17 protein-coding genes are annotated in these 16,351 nt (G+C 61.2%); 11 read left to right on the plus strand and 6 right to left on the minus strand.

The genetic code is table 11. The features are described from left to right. Positions 1 to 66: 66 nt before the first annotated feature. Positions 67 to 1,164: a chorismate synthase gene (gene aroC / locus QD461_RS26620; RefSeq protein WP_184700939.1), complete on the plus strand. Its 1,098-nt coding sequence runs from the start codon at positions 67 to 69 to the stop codon at positions 1,162 to 1,164. A 10-nt stretch (positions 1,165 to 1,174) separates the two neighbouring features. After that, a complete protein-coding gene (gene ribB, locus QD461_RS26625) occupies positions 1,175 to 2,278 on the plus strand; it encodes a 3,4-dihydroxy-2-butanone-4-phosphate synthase (protein ID WP_414090343.1) in 1,104 nt (367 codons plus the stop codon). 65 nt (positions 2,279 to 2,343) lie between these two features. On the opposite strand, the gene QD461_RS26630 is transcribed toward ribB, so the two are convergent. Both QD461_RS26630 and QD461_RS26635 read right to left on the minus strand, forming a co-directional pair. Then, a complete protein-coding gene (locus tag QD461_RS26630) occupies positions 2,344 to 2,910 on the minus strand; it encodes a GNAT family N-acetyltransferase (protein WP_414090344.1) in 567 nt (188 codons plus the stop codon). A gap of 51 nt (positions 2,911 to 2,961) precedes the next feature. Further along, positions 2,962 to 4,155, minus strand: a complete 1,194-nt coding sequence (locus tag QD461_RS26635) for a winged helix-turn-helix domain-containing protein (RefSeq protein ID WP_414090345.1) — start codon at positions 4,153 to 4,155, stop codon at positions 2,962 to 2,964. 107 nt (positions 4,156 to 4,262) lie between these two features. Here QD461_RS26635 and QD461_RS26640 point away from each other — a divergent pair, with 107 nt between their 5' ends. Genes QD461_RS26640 through QD461_RS26650 form a run of 3 tightly spaced genes read left to right on the plus strand, consistent with a single transcriptional unit; the run spans position 4,263 to position 6,128 of the window. Beyond that, positions 4,263 to 4,940 carry an energy-coupling factor ABC transporter ATP-binding protein gene (locus tag QD461_RS26640; RefSeq protein WP_414090346.1) on the plus strand — a complete coding sequence of 226 codons (678 nt, stop codon included), beginning with the start codon at positions 4,263 to 4,265 and terminating at the stop codon, positions 4,938 to 4,940. Then, entirely contained in the window at positions 4,940 to 5,542 is a 603-nt protein-coding gene (locus tag QD461_RS26645) for a CbiQ family ECF transporter T component (RefSeq protein ID WP_414090347.1), read from the plus strand. Before QD461_RS26640 ends, QD461_RS26645 begins: the two co-directional genes overlap by 1 nt. A gap of 28 nt (positions 5,543 to 5,570) precedes the next feature. After that, positions 5,571 to 6,128 carry a biotin transporter BioY gene (locus QD461_RS26650; RefSeq protein WP_414090348.1) on the plus strand — a complete coding sequence of 186 codons (558 nt, stop codon included), beginning with the start codon at positions 5,571 to 5,573 and terminating at the stop codon, positions 6,126 to 6,128. Positions 6,129 to 6,234: 106 nt separating this feature from the next. Here the strand turns inward: QD461_RS26650 and QD461_RS26655 are convergent, their stop codons facing one another. Next, positions 6,235 to 6,636, minus strand: coding sequence for an acyl-CoA thioesterase (locus QD461_RS26655; protein ID WP_414090378.1), 402 nt, complete (start codon positions 6,634 to 6,636; stop codon positions 6,235 to 6,237). Positions 6,637 to 6,804: 168 nt separating this feature from the next. Between QD461_RS26655 and QD461_RS26660 the strand changes: the two genes are divergently transcribed. The 4 genes from QD461_RS26660 to dxs all read left to right on the plus strand — a co-directional run bounded on the left by QD461_RS26660 (position 6,805) and on the right by dxs (position 11,036). Beyond that, complete coding sequence (locus tag QD461_RS26660) at positions 6,805 to 7,746, plus strand: histone deacetylase family protein (RefSeq protein ID WP_414090349.1); 942 nt, start codon at positions 6,805 to 6,807, stop codon at positions 7,744 to 7,746. Between the two features lie 2 nt (positions 7,747 to 7,748). Then, entirely contained in the window at positions 7,749 to 8,000 is a 252-nt protein-coding gene (locus QD461_RS26665; protein ID WP_184700926.1) for an exodeoxyribonuclease VII small subunit, read from the plus strand. Positions 8,001 to 8,070: 70 nt separating this feature from the next. Then, positions 8,071 to 8,994 carry a pirin family protein gene (locus QD461_RS26670; protein ID WP_414090350.1) on the plus strand — a complete coding sequence of 308 codons (924 nt, stop codon included), beginning with the start codon at positions 8,071 to 8,073 and terminating at the stop codon, positions 8,992 to 8,994. Positions 8,995 to 9,119: 125 nt separating this feature from the next. Next, entirely contained in the window at positions 9,120 to 11,036 is a 1,917-nt protein-coding gene (dxs, locus tag QD461_RS26675) for a 1-deoxy-D-xylulose-5-phosphate synthase (RefSeq protein WP_414090351.1), read from the plus strand. Positions 11,037 to 11,084: 48 nt separating this feature from the next. Here the strand turns inward: dxs and QD461_RS26680 are convergent, their stop codons facing one another. Further along, a complete protein-coding gene (locus QD461_RS26680; RefSeq protein WP_414090352.1) occupies positions 11,085 to 12,113 on the minus strand; it encodes a diguanylate cyclase domain-containing protein in 1,029 nt (342 codons plus the stop codon). 368 nt (positions 12,114 to 12,481) lie between these two features. Next, positions 12,482 to 13,489, minus strand: coding sequence for a DUF4424 domain-containing protein (locus QD461_RS26685; protein ID WP_414090353.1), 1,008 nt, complete (start codon positions 13,487 to 13,489; stop codon positions 12,482 to 12,484). Positions 13,490 to 13,601: 112 nt separating this feature from the next. Between QD461_RS26685 and QD461_RS26690 the strand changes: the two genes are divergently transcribed. Further along, a complete protein-coding gene (locus QD461_RS26690) occupies positions 13,602 to 14,342 on the plus strand; it encodes a TlyA family RNA methyltransferase (RefSeq protein ID WP_414090354.1) in 741 nt (246 codons plus the stop codon). Further along, positions 14,339 to 15,589 (plus strand): class I SAM-dependent RNA methyltransferase, encoded by a 1,251-nt coding sequence (locus tag QD461_RS26695; protein ID WP_414090355.1) that lies wholly within the window; start codon positions 14,339 to 14,341, stop codon positions 15,587 to 15,589. The genes QD461_RS26690 and QD461_RS26695 overlap by 4 nt, the downstream gene beginning before the upstream one ends. A 4-nt stretch (positions 15,590 to 15,593) precedes the next feature. Here the strand turns inward: QD461_RS26695 and QD461_RS26700 are convergent, their stop codons facing one another. Then, positions 15,594 to 16,346, minus strand: coding sequence for a crotonase/enoyl-CoA hydratase family protein (locus tag QD461_RS26700; RefSeq protein WP_414090356.1), 753 nt, complete (start codon positions 16,344 to 16,346; stop codon positions 15,594 to 15,596). Positions 16,347 to 16,351: the final 5 nt, after the last annotated feature.

Here is a 16,351-nt window from a genome sequence, read left to right on the forward strand (position 1 = left end):
TGTGCCGCAATTGCAAAAGAGAAGACGCGGTCTGTTCGTCAGGCTGCACCAATCCGGTCGTTTTCCATGTCGCACAATACATTCGGTCATCTTTTCCGCGTTACCACCTGGGGCGAAAGCCACGGCCCGGCGCTCGGCTGCGTCGTTGACGGCTGCCCCCCCGGCCTGCGCTTCAAACTGGAGGATCTTCAGGTCTGGCTCGACAAGCGCAAACCGGGCCAGTCGCGCTTCGTCACGCAGCGGCGTGAGGACGATCTGGTCAAGGTACTGTCGGGTGTGATGTTCGACGAAGACGGCGAGACGATGATCTCGACGGGCACACCGATCTCGATGCTAATCGAGAACACCGACCAGCGCTCGAAGGATTATGGCGAGATCGCAAAGCGCTATCGCCCCGGCCATGCCGATTATACCTATGACGTCAAATACGGCATCCGCGACTATCGCGGCGGCGGTCGCTCGTCGGCACGCGAAACGGCGGCGCGCGTTGCGGCAGGCGGCATTGCCCGTCTCGTCGTGCCCGGCGTCACGATCCGCGGCGCGCTGGTGCAGATCGGCAAGCACAAGATCAACCGCGCCAACTGGGATTGGGCGCAGGTGGATCAGAACCCCTTCTTTGCCCCCGATCCCGAAATCGTGCCGGTCTGGGAAGACTATCTCGACGGCATCCGCAAGGCCGGCTCCTCTATCGGCGCAGTCGTCGAAGTCGTGGCCGAAGGCGTGCCGGCAGGCCTCGGCGCCCCGATCTATGGCAAGCTCGATCAGGATATCGCCTCGCTGCTGATGTCGATCAACGCGGTCAAGGGCGTCGAGATCGGTGAAGGCTTCGCATCCGCCGAACTGACCGGCGAGGAAAATGCCGACGAAATGCGTATGGGCAACGACGGCAAGCGCATCTTTCTCTCCAATCACGCCGGCGGCATTCTGGGCGGCATTTCCACCGGCGAACCGGTGATCGCCCGCTTTGCCATCAAGCCGACCTCGTCCATCCTGACGGAACGTCAGTCGATCGATGCTGACGGCCACAATGTCGATGTGCGCACCAAGGGCCGCCATGATCCGTGCGTCGGCATTCGCGCCGTGCCGATCGGCGAAGCCATGGTTGCTTGCGCCATTGCCGATCATTATTTGAGGGACCGTGGCCAGACGGGCCGGGAAAGATAGGAATTTCGAGATGCCTTACGACCAGAAGCGGGTTGTCGATGCCATCCGGGCCTTCGAGGCCGGCGAAATCGTCGTTGTCATGGACGACAACGATCGTGAAAACGAGGGTGACCTGATCGTCGCTGCGGTTCACTGCACGCCCGAGAAGATGGCTTTCATCGTTCGCCATACATCCGGCATCGTCTGCACGCCGATGCCGCGAGAGGAAGCCAAGCGGCTGAACCTCAACGCCATGGTGGCGGAAAATGATTCCGCCCATACCACCGCCTTCACCGTTTCCGTCGACTTCAAGCACGGCACGACGACGGGCATTTCCGCCGACGACCGGACGCTGACGGTACGCAACCTCGCCAACCCAAATGTCGGTCCCGCCGACTTCGTCCGCCCCGGCCATATCTTCCCGCTGGTTTCACGCGAAGGCGGCGTGCTGATGCGCTCGGGCCATACCGAAGCCGCAGTCGATCTCTGCAAGCTTGCCGGCCTGCCGCCGATCGGCGTCATCAGCGAACTCGTCAATGATGACGGCACGGTGATGCGCGGCCCGCAGGTGGCCGGCTTTGCCGAGCAGCATGGGCTGAAGATGGTCTCTGTCGCCGACCTCATCGCTTATCGCCAGCGCAAGGAAACGCTGATCGAACTCGGCGCCAGTTTCGATATCGACACGCCGTTCGGCAAGGCGCGCGCCCACACCTATTCGCTGCCGTGGGACCCAATGCAGCACCTCGCCGTTGTTTTCGGCGACATCCGCGACGGCATCGACATTCCGGTGCGCCTGCATCCGGAAATCGTTGCCGAAGATATTTTCGGCAAGCGCAGGCCCGTCGACTTCTACATGAAAAAGATCGCCGAAGAGGGCCGCGGCATCATCGTCTATTTGCGTGAGGGCTCCGTTGGCGTCGGACATTCCGACAACAACCGCAAGACGCGTCAGGCGGAGCGGGAAAGCCACGCCGAAGCGCAGGCACGCGACAATGAATGGCTTGAGATCGGCCTCGGCGCGCAGATCCTGAAGGATCTCGGCGTCAGCTCGATCAAGCTGCTCACCAGCCGCGAACGACACTATGTCGGCCTCGAAGGCTTCGGCATCAAGATTGCGAAGACGGAAATCTGCTGATTAGCTCTTGCCGCCGCATCTCATCCGTTGCGATCAACCGCAATCGCAACGGATCATTGTCAGTGTCATTCTACATTCGATGACGGGACAGTATCGCGTGCGAAGAACTCGCGATCTAAAAGACCCATCATGATGTCGTCGTGCCAGCTGCCTTTGACGTAAACCGTCTCACGCTCTCTTCCTTCGACAATGAAGCCGCATTTCTCATAGGCGCGGATAGCGCGCTTGTTATAGGCCAGCACGCGTATTCCGATGCGATGCAGCTTCATCTCTGTGAAGGCATGGCGCAGGAGAAGAGTGATCGCTTCGGTGCCAAAACTTTTGCCAAGCAAGGCGGGATTGCTGATGCCGATCGCCATCGTCGCACGCCTGTCCTGCAAGTTGACGTTGTCCAATCTGATTTCGCCGGCGAAGGCTCCATCGATCTCGATGACCCATGTGTGTGGACGCTCGGAGAGCCATTGCACCCATCGGGCCGCACCCTCGCGGGTCATGGGCTTGATATCGTCCTTATCGATGCCATACATCTCCGAGATCTCGGCATTTGTGCCCAGGGAGAAGCGCACATCGGCATCTTCGTCACATGGCGGGCGGAGCCTGACATTGCGGCCCTCAAGAACTGGCGACGACAACAGGCTCTCCCCTTTTCGAATACGCTCTTTCGAGCGAATGAAGCAAACGCGTTACGCGCCCCGCCAGCCTTCGAGAAATACGACCTTTTCTACGCCGGTGAAGCGGGCGACGCGCTCCAACTCAGCTTCCAGCTTCTCCAGCCGGCCAGCGGAGGCCTTGATACCTGGCTCCAGCCACAAGCGCTTGACGTCGAGAGTGCTCGCCTTGCGATCGGCCTTCATGTCGACCCGTCCGATCAGCCGGTCTCCCTCGAGCAGCGGGAAGACGTAATAGCCATATTCGCGCTTGGGCTCGGGCACGAAAATCTCGATGCGATAGAAGAAGCCGAACAGGCGTTCGGTGCGGTTGCGATCCCGCAATGTCGGATCGAAGGGGCTTAGGACGCGGATGCGCGCCGGTGCTTCCGGGTGATTATCGAGCGTCTCGTAGAAATCTTGGAAGGCATAGGACGGGCGCGGCTTGCCGCCGCCGACGGGCTCGATCAGCACATCGGTCAGCTCATCGCGATGCGTCTCGACCCAGTTCTTGGCCTCAAGCGGCGTCACCAGATCCCAAAAGGCAGCGATCTCGCCCGAGGTGGCAAAGCCAAGCCGCTGCAGCGCGCTGCGGCAAGCCCAATCGACGAACTCCTCATGCTCCACTTCCGGCTCGTGGAAATGACGCGGCAGAACGCGCTCGACGAGGTCGTAGACCTTCTGGAAATTGCTGCGGCCTGCAATCGCGAACCTGCCGGTACGCCAGAAATATTCGAGCGCCGTCTTGTTCGGATGCCAGTTCCACCAGCCGCCGGAGACGTGATCCTCCGCCTTGACCTCGCGTGCGGTAATGGCGCCGTTCTTCAGTACGCGTTCGTAGGTTTCATCGAAGGCGGCTTCGAACCCCTCCCCTCGCCATTTTCGCCAGCGCTCGACAATCGAGACTTCCTCGCGACGAAAGCGATGCTTCCAGTAGACGAAAAAGGCGCTCGGCAGGATGGAGGCGTCATGCGTCCAATTCTCGAAGAGCGCACCATCCTTTTCCAAGAGTTCCGTCAGGTGCTCGCGTCGATAGGTCTGGTTGCGCGAAAACAGGATCTGGTGATGGGCGCGCTCGACGGTGCCGATGCTGTCGACCTGCACGAAGCCGATATCATGGATGAGCTGCAGCAAACCCGCCTTGCTTAAGGCGCGGTTCGGTGGGTTGGCGAGCCCCTGCTTGGCAAGGAACACGCGGCGGGCGTCACGATTCGAAAGCAGATTCGTCATAGGCAGATCATAGGCATAAATTCCCATGCTTTCAAAGAGGCACCGATTTGATAATTCGATGCGATGCGCTATAGCTCCGCGATCACACGACCGAATAGGGAAGCAGCTTGGACATCCGCTTCGAAAATGCCGGCGTCGATTACGGCGCGCGCACCGCGCTGTTTCCGCTGAGCCTGACGCTTCGGGAACGCCGCATCGGTGTCATCGGGCTTAACGGCTCCGGCAAGACGACTTTCGCGCGGCTGATCAACGGCCTCATCAAACCGACAACCGGCCGCATCTCGGTCGACGGGCTCGACACCGTCGGTGATGCCGCCAAGGTCCTTGGAAGAGTCGGCTATATCTTTCAGTCGCCGCAGAACCAGATCATCCTGCCCATCGTGCGAGACGACATCGCCTTCGGACTCAAGGCGCGCGGATACGACAAGGCGCAGATCAAAACGGCCGTCGATAGCATTCTCGATCGCTTCGGCGTCGGCCATCTTGGTTCGCGGCGTGCGCATGAGCTTTCGGGCGGCGAGTTGCAGATGGCGGCGCTCTGCTCGGTTCTCGTGACCGGCCCCGATATCCTTATTCTCGACGAACCGACCAACCAGCTCGATCTCAAGAACCGCTCGCTCGTGCAGAAGACCATGGCAACGCTGCCGGAAAACGTCATCGTCATCAGCCACGACCTGCCGCTGCTTGAGGATTTCGACCGGGTGCTGCTGTTCGATCAGGGACGGCTTGTCGCCGACGCGCCCGCAACGGAGGCCATCGCCCGTTACAAGGAGATGGCGAGCTGATGCAGACGCTGCATGTGGATGCGGATACATGGATGCATCGGCTCTCGCCGCGTGCGAAGCTGCTTGCGCTTGCCGCACTCGGCCTCCTGCTGTTCCTGACCCAGTCCATCCCGGTGCTCGCCTGCGCAAAGCTTGCCGGTGCCGGCCTTTATTTTCGCAGCGGTCTGCCTGTCGGAGAAGCGCTGAAGCGGCTGCGGCCTATCTTCATCTCGATTGCGGTGCTGGCGGTCTTTGCGGCGCTCTTTGGCCCGCTCCACATCGCCATCGTCACGGCGCTCAGACTGACGGCGCTCGCGCTGTTCGCCGCCGCAGTGACCGCAACGACATCGATGTCCGCCTTCATCGACGAGATTACGGCACTCGCCATGCCACTCGAAAAGATCGGCCTGCTCAAGGCAGCCGATATCGGGCTTGCCGTCGGTCTCGTCATCCGTTTCGTGCCGGAAATTCTCGATCGCTATCGGGCGATCCGTGAAGCGCATCAGGCGCGCGGGATCAAAGTGAGCCTGCCCACGACGCTCGTCCCGCTGATCATCCTGACGCTGCGCGATGCGGACAATATTGCCGCAGCGATTGACGCGCGCGGAATTCGGCGGCAATGAACATAGATCTGTTTCGCAAGGAGCTGCCATGAACACCCGTGACCTCGTCCTTTCGGCGCTTTTTGCTGCCATCATCGTGGCTCTTGGCCTACTGCCACCGATCCCGATCGGCATCATTCCCGTGCCGATCACAGCGCAGTCGCTCGGCGTCATGCTCGCAGGCGTCGTGCTTGGCGCCAAGCGCGGCACGATTGCCGTGCTGCTGGTTGTCGTCCTCGTGACGATCGGCCTGCCGGTCTTGTCGGGCGGCCGTGGCGGCCTTGCCGTGTTCGCCGGCCCCACTGCCGGCTTTTTCGTCGGCTGGATTTTCGCGGCTTTCGTCACCGGCTACCTTTCCGAACGGCTGGTAAAGCCGGAGCAGAGCAATCTCGCGCAGGGCGTCGGCTTCTTCATCGCCGCCGTCATCGGTGGGGTGGTGGTGCTTTATGCCTTCGGTATTGCCTGGCTCGCCATCAATATCGGCTTCGGCAAGGCATTTTTCGGATCGATGGGTTTCATACCCGGTGATGTCGTCAAGGCAGCCGTGGCCGCGCTTGCCGGCCGCGCCGTCATGGCCGGCTATCCGCTACTGCCGCAGCGGAACTAGAGCAATTCCAGCGAAGCGCCCTGCCGCCTTGCGTGCGGAATTGTTTGAGATTGCAGAGAGAGTGTCTCTCCGGACCTGGCTTGGAGCGGAAACGCTCCAGTGTCGGTCAAGCCAGATACTTGTAGAGCCAATCGCGGGTGTCTTCCGGTAGCGGAACCGGTTCGTGCTCTTCGCCGCGAACCGCGAGCCAGAGAATTTCCACCTCTGCCGCCAATTCGTTGCCGGTTTCGACGGCAACGACGAAGCCGATCGACTTTCCGCCGATCTTGTTGACGCTGACCGAGAAACGCGCAAGATCATCGTAACGAAGGGCCCTGTGCAGCGAACAGGATGCCTTCCTGGCCACATAGATGGGCTCGTGATCAACCAGGGGTCGCGTGCGCCAGAAATTCGAAAGCGCCGTCTCCGCCTGCGAGATGTAGGAGGCGATGAACATGTGCCCATGCCGGTCGACATCGCGCGGCGGCACCCTTACCTCGATGACATCGGATCGCTCTATACTCATCATCACGCAACAACCCTGGCCGACGCCACACTGACCTTAATGAAAGCTTAACACCGCCCCTTGATAAGTAAACGGGCGCCCTTCCAAAGTGGTTAAGATGGATTGTTGACATCGTAGTGACATTGTCCATGTCCTGTAATAGGCGTCACACCTCTTCTATAGATTGGCCCCATGAGCACACGTCTTTACGAACACCCGATCTTTCTTGAACATATTGTCCCGCCGGGCCACCCGGAGCGGCCCGACAGGCTGCGGTCGCTGAACATCGCGCTGGAACATCCGAATTTCGAGCGGCTGGACCGGCGCAAGGCGCCTGCCGCGCTCAAGGAAGCGGTCCTGCTCGCACACCCGGAAGAGCATCTGGAGTTCGTCCTGCGCTCGATGCCGGACAAGGGCGACGACGGCGAGATCCGCCAGATCGAGGCCGACACCTACGCAAGCCCGAAGACGCTGCAGGCGATCATGCACGGTGTCGGCGGCGCCATGGCGGCGGTCGACGACGTGTTTACGGGTGCTGCGGACAATGTCTTCGTCGCGGCCCGGCCGCCGGGCCACCATGCCGAAAAATCCACGGCGATGGGCTTCTGCTTCTTCAATAATGCGGCGATCGCGGCCCGTCATGCACAAAAGGTCCATGGCGCCGAGCGCGTCGCCATCGTCGATTGGGACGTCCACCACGGCAACGGCACGCAGGACATTTTCTGGGATGATCCATCCGTGCTCTTCTGCTCGACCCACCAGATGCCGCTCTACCCGGGTACGGGCAAGAAAGACGATCGCGGCGCGCACAACACCATCGTCAATGCGCCGCTTTCCCCCAACACCGGCGGCGACCATTTCCGCGAGGCTTTCAAGTCGCGCGTGCTGCCGGCGCTATATGATTTCCGCCCCGACCTCATCATCATTTCGGCCGGCTTCGACGCCCATCACCGCGATCCGCTGGCCCAATTGAACCTCACCGGCGAGGATTTCGACTGGGCGACGGGACGGCTGCTTGAGGTCGCAGACCGCAGTGCCAACAATCGGGTCGTCAGCCTGCTCGAAGGCGGCTATGATCTGGAAGGCCTCGCCGAGTCGGCGGGGATGCATATTCTACGCATGATGAAGGGTTGACGATGAGCGAGAACGCCAAGGTAGATGTTTCAGGCTATTCCTTCGAGAAGGCCGTGGCGGAGCTCGAGAGCATCGTTGCTCGGCTCGAACGCGGCGATGTGGCGCTCGATGAGTCCATTTCCATCTACGAGCGCGGCGAAGCGCTGAAGAAGCATTGCGAGGCGCTGCTCTCGGCCGCCGAGAACCGCATCGAAAAGATCAGGCTCGACCGCGCCGGCAAGCCGCAGGGCACGGAACCGCTGGACGGGCAGTAAGGCAAGCGGGAAAATTTGAGTTTGCCTGACATTCCCGGTAGGTTGAACGCCAACCGAAAGGAGAGCCGATATGTCTTTCTTCCCAGGCAAAGATCCTCAGGCCGGCGATGCCTTCGCCTGCGACGCAATCGAAAATCTCATTATTCCGCGCACCAGCGACCTCGGCGGCTTTTCCGTACGGCGCGCGCTTCCGAGCAGCCGGCGACGGCTGGTGGGGCCGTTCATCTTCTTCGACCGCATGGGCCCGGCCATTCTGCGGCCCGGCGAAGCGCTCGACGTGCGCCCGCACCCGCATATAGGCCTTTCAACCGTCACTTACCTGTTCGACGGCGAGATCCGGCATCTCGACAGCCTCGGCACGGCGAAGGTCATCCGTCCAGGCGACGTCAATCTGATGACGGCAGGACGCGGCATCGTGCATTCGGAGCGCACGCCAGAAAACCTGCGCGACCATCCGTTTGCCATGTCCGGCCTGCAGACTTGGCTGGCTCTGCCCGACGACAAGGAGGAGATCGACCCCGCTTTCGCCCACACGGAAAAGGATGATCTGCCCGAGATCGCCGACGGCGGCGTCACCGGGCGCGTGGTGATCGGCAGCTTCGAGGGCCTTACCTCGCCGGTAAAGTCCTTCTCCGATACGCTCTATGTCGATCTTCAGCTGCAGGCGGGCGCGAAGTTTCCATTTAGCGCGGCACATGAGGAACGGGCCATCTATATCCTCTCCGGCTCGCTCGTCGTTGCCGGCGACCGCTTCGAGCAAGATCAACTCCTGGTTTTCCGCCCAGGCGATGCCATTACACTGGAAGCTGCAGAAAAAGGCTGTCACATCATGCTTTTTGGTGGTGCGGCGCTCAATTCGAAGCGCTATATCTGGTGGAATTTCGTGTCGTCTTCCAAAGAGCGGATTGAAAAAGCCAAGGAAGAATGGCGCACAGGCCGCTTCGACATCGTGCCGGGCGACGAGGAAGAATTCATCCCCTTGCCGGAAGGCTGACGGGTTCATGACAATCCCACATGTTTCGTGTTCGGGATCACCTTGAATTCGGCGCCTTTTGTCGCAATTTGTTTTGACGTAAAGGCGGATCGCCGCCCAAGAATAGCAAGAAAGAGGCTTCCGCCTTGACACAGATGCCACAGACGCCCCTGCTCGATCAGGTCCAATATCCTTCCGATCTGCGGAAGCTGGACGATCGGGACCTGCCGCAGCTCGCACGCGAGGTCCGCGATGAGATGATTGATGCAGTGTCTCGCACGGGCGGGCATCTCGGCGCCGGCCTCGGCGTCGTCGAACTCACCATCGCTATTCACAGCGTCTTCAACACGCCGGACGATCGCTTGATCTTCGATGTCGGGCATCAGTGTTATCCACACAAGATCCTGACCGGGCGACGCGATCGCATTCGCACGCTGCGCCAGGAAGACGGCCTTTCCGGCTTCACGCGCCGCGCCGAAAGCGAATACGACCCGTTTGGTGCCGCGCATTCGTCGACATCCATTTCCGCCGGTCTCGGCATGGCGGTTGCCGCTGACCTCGACAAGACCGACCGCCGCGTCATCGCAGTCATCGGCGACGGCGCCATGTCGGCCGGCATGGCCTATGAAGCCCTGAACAATGCCGGCGCGCTCGATGCGCGACTGATCGTCATCCTCAACGACAACGACATGTCGATCGCCCCGCCGACGGGGGCGATGAGCGCCTATCTCGCCCGCCTCGCCTCCGGCCGCACCTATATGGGCTTCAGGGATTTTGGAAAGAAACTGACGGCCTATCTCGGCAAGAAGGTCGACCGCGCCATCACGCGGGCAGTCGAACACGCACGGGGCTATGTGACCGGCGGGACGATGTTCGAAGAGATGGGCTTCTACCATATCGGCCCGATCGACGGCCATTCCTTCGAGCATCTCTTGCCCGTGCTGCGCAATGTCCGCGACAATGCGCAGGGACCCGTGCTGATCCATGTCGTAACGCAGAAGGGCAAGGGTTATCCGCCAGCAGAAGCCGCCGCTGACAAATATCACGGTGTTAACAAGTTCGATGTCATCACCGGAACGCAGACCAAGGTGAAGCCGAACGCGCCGAGCTATACGAGCGTCTTCGCCGACGCCCTGGTGCAGGAAGCAACGCTCGACGAAAAGATCGTCGGGATTACCGCTGCCATGCCGAACGGCACGGGACTCGACAAGCTGCAGGAGTTCTTCCCCAAGCGCTGTTTCGATGTCGGCATTGCCGAGCAGCATGCCGTAACCTTTGCGGCAGGCCTCGCTGCCGAGGGATACAAGCCCTTTGCCGCCCTTTACTCCACCTTCCTGCAGCGCGCCTACGACCAGGTGGTGCACGACGTGGCGATCCAGGGACTGCCGGTGCGCTTCCCGATCGACCGCGCCGGTTTCGTCGGCGCCGATGGACCGACGCATGCCGGCTCCTTCGACACCACCTTCCTTTCCACCCTGCCCGGTTTTGTCGTCATGGCTGCAGCCGACGAGGCGGAACTGAAGCATATGGTGCGGACTGCCGCAGCCTATGACCTCGGCCCGATCTCCTTCCGTTATCCGCGCGGCGAAGGTGTCGGTATCGAATTGCCGGAACGCGGTCTGATCCTTGAAATCGGCAAGGGACGCGTGGTCAAGCAGGGCTCGAAAGTCGCGCTGCTATCCTTCGGAACGCGCTTGGCCGACAGCCTCGCCGCCGCCGAGGATCTCGATGCCGCCGGCCTGTCGACGACGGTCGCGGATGCGCGCTTCGCCAAGCCGCTGGACCACGACCTCATCCGACAGCTTGCGGCCCACCACGAGATGCTGATCACCATCGAGGAAGGCTCCGTCGGCGGCTTCGGCAGTCAGGTCATGCAGTTCCTCGCAAGCGAAGGCCTGCTCGACAACGGACTGAAGATCCGCTCGCTCGTCATGCCCGATATCTGGATGGAACAGGCCAAGCCCGAAGCCATGAACGCCAAGGCCGGCATCGACCGGGCCGGCATAGTGCAAACGGTGTTCCGTGCGCTTGGTCGCGGCAGAATCGTAGAAGCGGCTGGTTAACCAGCCGCGCTGGCGGCGTCACCACGCTCCGCCTTTGTTCTGTGATCCTCAGGAACCGAACACTGCCACACGATCGCGGCCGGCTGCCTTTGCCTGATAGAGGGCGGCATCGACGTTGCGCAGCAGCAGTGCGCGCGTCGTCCCATCCTGCGGCGCAATGGCAGCGCCGATGCTCAGCCGGGCAAAGATGGACACACCGTCTACCGCGAATGGCGCCCGGAAAGCAGCCAGCAGCCGTTCGGACAGGGAAATGAGCGCACTCCCCTCCGGCAGGTCGGGAACGAAAACGGCGAATTCGTCGCCGCCCATGCGCACGACGATATCATCGGCACGGATGACGGAACGGATGCGCGACGCCGCTTCGCACAGCACCTCGTCGCCGACATTGTGACCGAAGCGGTCGTTGATCGCCTTGAAGCCATCCATGTCCAGATAGAGAACGCCAAAGCTCCCGCCGGCTGAGATGGCGGCACTCAAGGCTCCATCGACGATGCCTTCCAGCGCCGACCGATTGAAGAAACTGGTCAGAGGGTCCGTCATGGCGGCCGTGCGCAGGCCGTTTTCGGCGATGCCCATCAGCAGATTGTTCTTCTGGAGACGCAGGAGTGCGCTTGCGATCTGCGCAAACTGCGTGAGGCTATGCTGCTCGCCTTCGGAAAAACCTCTTGCCTTCTGATCCAGAATGCAGAACGCGCCGACAGGTAGGCCATTTTCCAATCTGACCGGCGCGCCGGCATAGAAGCGGAAGCAGGGATCGTCGAGCACAAAGGGCGCGGTCTTCAATTCCGGATCCTCGACCAGATCGGGAATGACCAATAGCCCGTCGTCGAATACCACCCGGGTACAGATCGACATATCACGCGAGCACTCGGTGATCTTCAGACCGGCCTGCCCTGCGATGCGCTGCCAGTCCTCGTCGATGATGTTGATCGCAGCATAGGGGGTTTCGAACACGCTTCTCGCCAACTCCGCAAGGGTGGCAAGCTCTGGCGTCGGACTGCTGTGAATAGCATTCAGGGAGCGTACGGCCAGAAGCCTTTGCGTTTCATTGGCCGGAACTCGGACGAGCTGTCCCATTCGAATCTCCCTAGGCGATCATTCCGCGCTTATAAAAATGGCTGTTCGCCATTGAGAGCAACCCTGCCGCCGATCAAATATTTAATAAATCTTGACCAAAGAATGGTCCGCCGACCCATGGAAAACGAACTTGTCCGCCGAAGGCTCTGCTTATCAAGGGAAGGAGCATTATCGTCAGGTGATAGGACTGCGCCAAGATAAGACAGGCGCGGCATGGCAGGATCTTATACAGCCTGTGCAAAACCGGCTTCGCCTGCCGAAAATCAGCGAATCGATGAGACTCACGTCGTGCGGCGGTCTTTTGACAACCATCTTGCTCGAGCGATTCGCAGTCGCTCACAGGTGGTCGCGCCATATGCGGACAAGCTTCAATTGACGGGTGTCGCAGCGAGAATCAAAATATCGAGGTCGTGCTCCGGATAGAAATCCTGGGCCGTCATCAGGAAGGTGGTCGGACCGGTTTTCTTGATGTCCTTGCCGCAGAAGCTGATGTAGTTTTCCGGGCTGCCCTTATCCACGGTCAGTTCGAAATGCTTGATCGGGCCTGACCAATTGGCACCTGTCGTCAGCACATAGGAGATCCAGCTTTCCGTGTACGTGCGGCCACCCTTGTCGGCGGCGGCGGCGAGCTTGGTCGCGGTCTTCAGGAAAGCCTCGTCGAGACAATATCTGCCGCGATAGGCCTGCAGCTGCTGCGTCTGATACTCTTCCTCGCCGGCGAAGGTGATGGCTACGGTGCCCCCGACGCTTGGCTTGTAGCGATGCTGGACGACGATCTTGGCCTTGGCTGGAAACTTGGTGCGCCACCAATAGGTCGTGTGCAGCGTCCACATCGGCGTCGGATGATGCTTCATCCCCTGACCGTCATTGTCGTATTCGTCGTCGGTAATCAGGCCGCGCGCCGTCCAGTCTTCCAGCACGTCGGCGGGCAGCTTGGCGGCGGCATCCATTGCCGCGCTGCTCAGCGGCAACAATGGCACGCCATGCGCCTTCAGCTCATCCGTCATGTCGACACCGGCGACGGTCACCCTTTGCTGCAGGGTTGGAGTTATGACCTTGCCGTCCTGCGTCACGGTGAAACCGAGGAAATTGTCTGCGTCGACATTGCCGGCATCGACCGTGCTATCGACATCGCCCTTGATATCGGGCATCGGGAAAGCGACGATGCTCTCCACCTCTTTGTCGGAGGTATTTTCGAAGATGTAATCGACGCGGACTTCGGCTGGCGAAATGAACAGCTTTTCCTGGGCCATGCTGATATCGCCGGTGCGGACATAGGCGAGACCGCCCGTCCTCAATTCGGCCATGGTATCATTCGCCAAGGCTGGCGCTGCAAACATCGCCAATAGCGCCGCATAGCCACCGATTTTTCGCATGTTGCTCCCCAGCCGCTGATTTGTTCAATTAAGGCCAGCCGCAATCCGCCGTCAACGCCGCGATCAGCACAAAAGGCTTGCAACGCACCGCATTGACCGGCATGGACAGCCTATGTCTGAACCGCAACGCCTCGACCAGCTTCTCGTCACCCTTTCGCTCTTCGCCAGCCGCTCCCGCGCGCGCGATGCCATTCAACGCGGCACCGTGACCGTGGACGGCAAAGTCGTGACCAAACCGGGCGCATTGTTTACCGAAGTGGCGCAGATCGGCGTCGACGATCCTGCCCAGGATTATGTCTCGCGCGCAGCCCTGAAGCTGGTGGCCGCCCTCGACCATTTCGGCCTCGATCCGCGTGGACAAAGCTGCCTCGATGTCGGCGCGTCGACAGGGGGCTTTACCGAAGTGTTGCTGGAGCGCGGCGCAGACCATGTCACTTCGATCGATGTCGGTCATGGCCAGATGCACCCGCGCATTTCGGCCGATCCGCGGGTGACCAATGTCGAAGGGCTGAACGCCCGCAACCTTGCGGCCGAAGATATTGGCCTGCCCATTTCGTTCGTCGTGTCCGATGTGTCCTTCATCTCGCTGAAACTAGCCCTGGCGCCGGCGCTCGTTCTTGCCGAGCCGGGTGCGCGCGCGGCGCTTCTTGTGAAGCCGCAATTCGAGGCAGGCCGGGATGCGATCGGCAAAGGCGGGCTGCTGAAGGACCCCTCCTCCGCTCCATTAGTCGCCGCCGAACTCGAGCGCTGGTTTGTTGAGGACATGGGCTGGCGTAGCCTGGGTCTTATCGACTCGCCGATTGCGGGCGGTGACGGCAACCACGAATTTCTTCTTGCAGGGATCAAGCCATGAGCACTGAAAACGTCACCATCCAGAAGCTCGGCGGTCAGGGCGACGGCATAGCACAGGGCGCCGATGGACCGATCTACGTGCCCTTCACGCTGCCGGGCGAAACCGTCGCCATCGCGCGGGTGAAAAGCCAGGGCACGCTGATGTCGATTACGACCGCTTCGCCGGACCGGCAAGAGCCGCACTGTCGGCATTTCGGCCCGCACGGCGTCAACGGCACGTGCGGCGGCTGCACGCTGCAGCACTATGCCGATGCGCCCTATCGCGCCTTCAAGCGCCAGCTCGTCGTCGATGCGCTACGCTCCAAGGGCCTCACGCCGGAGGTCGACGATATCGTCGCTGCGCATCCCGGCGAGCGGCGCAGAGTCGTCTTCGCCGCGCGAAAGACCGAAAAAGAAATGCTGATCGGCTTCAACCAAGCCGAAAGCCACCACATCGTCGCCATCGAGGAATGTCCCATCGCCTCTGCCGGCATCATGGCGCGCCTGCCGGCCATCAAGGCCATCGCGGCGGCTATGGCCATCAATGCCGAAGCCTTCCGTATTTCGGTGCTGGAGACCTTGACCGGGCTCGACCTGGCCGTCGATGGCATCAAGTCGCTTTCGGACAAGCAGCGCCGCAGCACGGTCGAAACCGTATTGTCGCTTCGCGGCATCGCGCGCGTATCGCTGAACGGCGAAATCCTGGTGGAGCCGGCAAAGCCGATGATCGATTTCGGCGGCGTGCCGGTTGCCCCGCCGCCGGGCGCCTTCTCGCAGGCGACCAAGCAGGCCGAAGATGCCATGGCTGAGCAGGTCACCGCTCATGTCGGCAAGGCAAAACGCATCGCCGACCTCTTTGCCGGCAGCGGCACCTTCTCGCTCCGCCTGGCGCGGATCGGGCGCGTGCACGCCGTTGAAAGCGAGGACAAGCCACTTGCCGCACTCGATCATGCCGCCCGCAACACGCAGGGCCTGAAACCCGTCACCGTCGAGCGACGCGATCTCTTCCGCCGGCCCCTGATGGCCCAGGAGCTGAAGGTCTACGATGCCGTGGTCTTCGACCCGCCACGCGCAGGCGCGGAGTTCCAATGCAAGGAGCTTGCCCGGTCCCAGGTCAAGAAGATCGTCGCCGTCTCCTGCAATCCGGTGACACTTGCCCGCGATCTCGCTTTGCTGGTCGAAGGCGGCTACCGCATCACGCAGGTAACGCCGATCGACCAATTCCTATGGACCTCGCATGTCGAGGTGGTCGCGGTGCTGGAGAAGTAAGCCTTCACCGTTTCATGAAGGCTTCGAAAGCAGCGCGGGCCTCGGCACTCTTCAGCTGAGCGGCGAAATGCCCGGCTTCCTGCTGGATGCGATCAAGGACCGCTTCCGGCGAGCCGCGCATGAGGTCTCGGGCAATCCGCAACGCTTCCGGCGGTTTGGCGGCGAGTTTTGCCGCCAGCGACAGCGTTTCAGCCTCAACCGTTTCCGGCGACGTTACCTGCCAGATCAGGCCGGCTTCCTTGGCCTGTGCGGCGGAGAAACCCTCGCCGAGCGCGAGCAGGGCAAAAGCCCGCTGATGCCCCATCACGCGCGGAGCGATCAGGCTCGACGCTGCCTCCGGAACGAGAGCAAGGTCGACGAAGGGGGTCTTGAACAGGCTGCGGTCGGAGGCAACCGTCAGATCGCAATGCAGATGGATCGTCGTGCCGATGCCGATCGCCAGGCCATCGACGCCGGAAACGACCGGCTTCCCGGCGCTCGCCAGAGCAATCAGAAAATCCACGACTTCGCGGCCCATGCTGCCACCCATCGCAAAGGCTAGGAAATCGGCCATGTCGTTGCCGGCGGAAAAGCAACCTTCGGTGCCAAGGAAGACATTGACGCGGATGTCAGACGTATCCTCCGCAGCCTTCAGCGCGTCGGTCATCGCCTGATACATGGCACGGGTAATGGCATTTTTCTTTTCCGGCCGGTTGAACCGGATGATCTGGACATGCGGCGCCGTTTCGGAACGCTCGATCAGAATGTGGTCGGTCATGGCCT

The sequence above is a fragment of the Rhizobium sp. BR 314 genome, assembly GCF_047445805.1.
Lineage (GTDB): Bacteria > Pseudomonadota > Alphaproteobacteria > Rhizobiales > Rhizobiaceae > Rhizobium > Rhizobium lusitanum_B.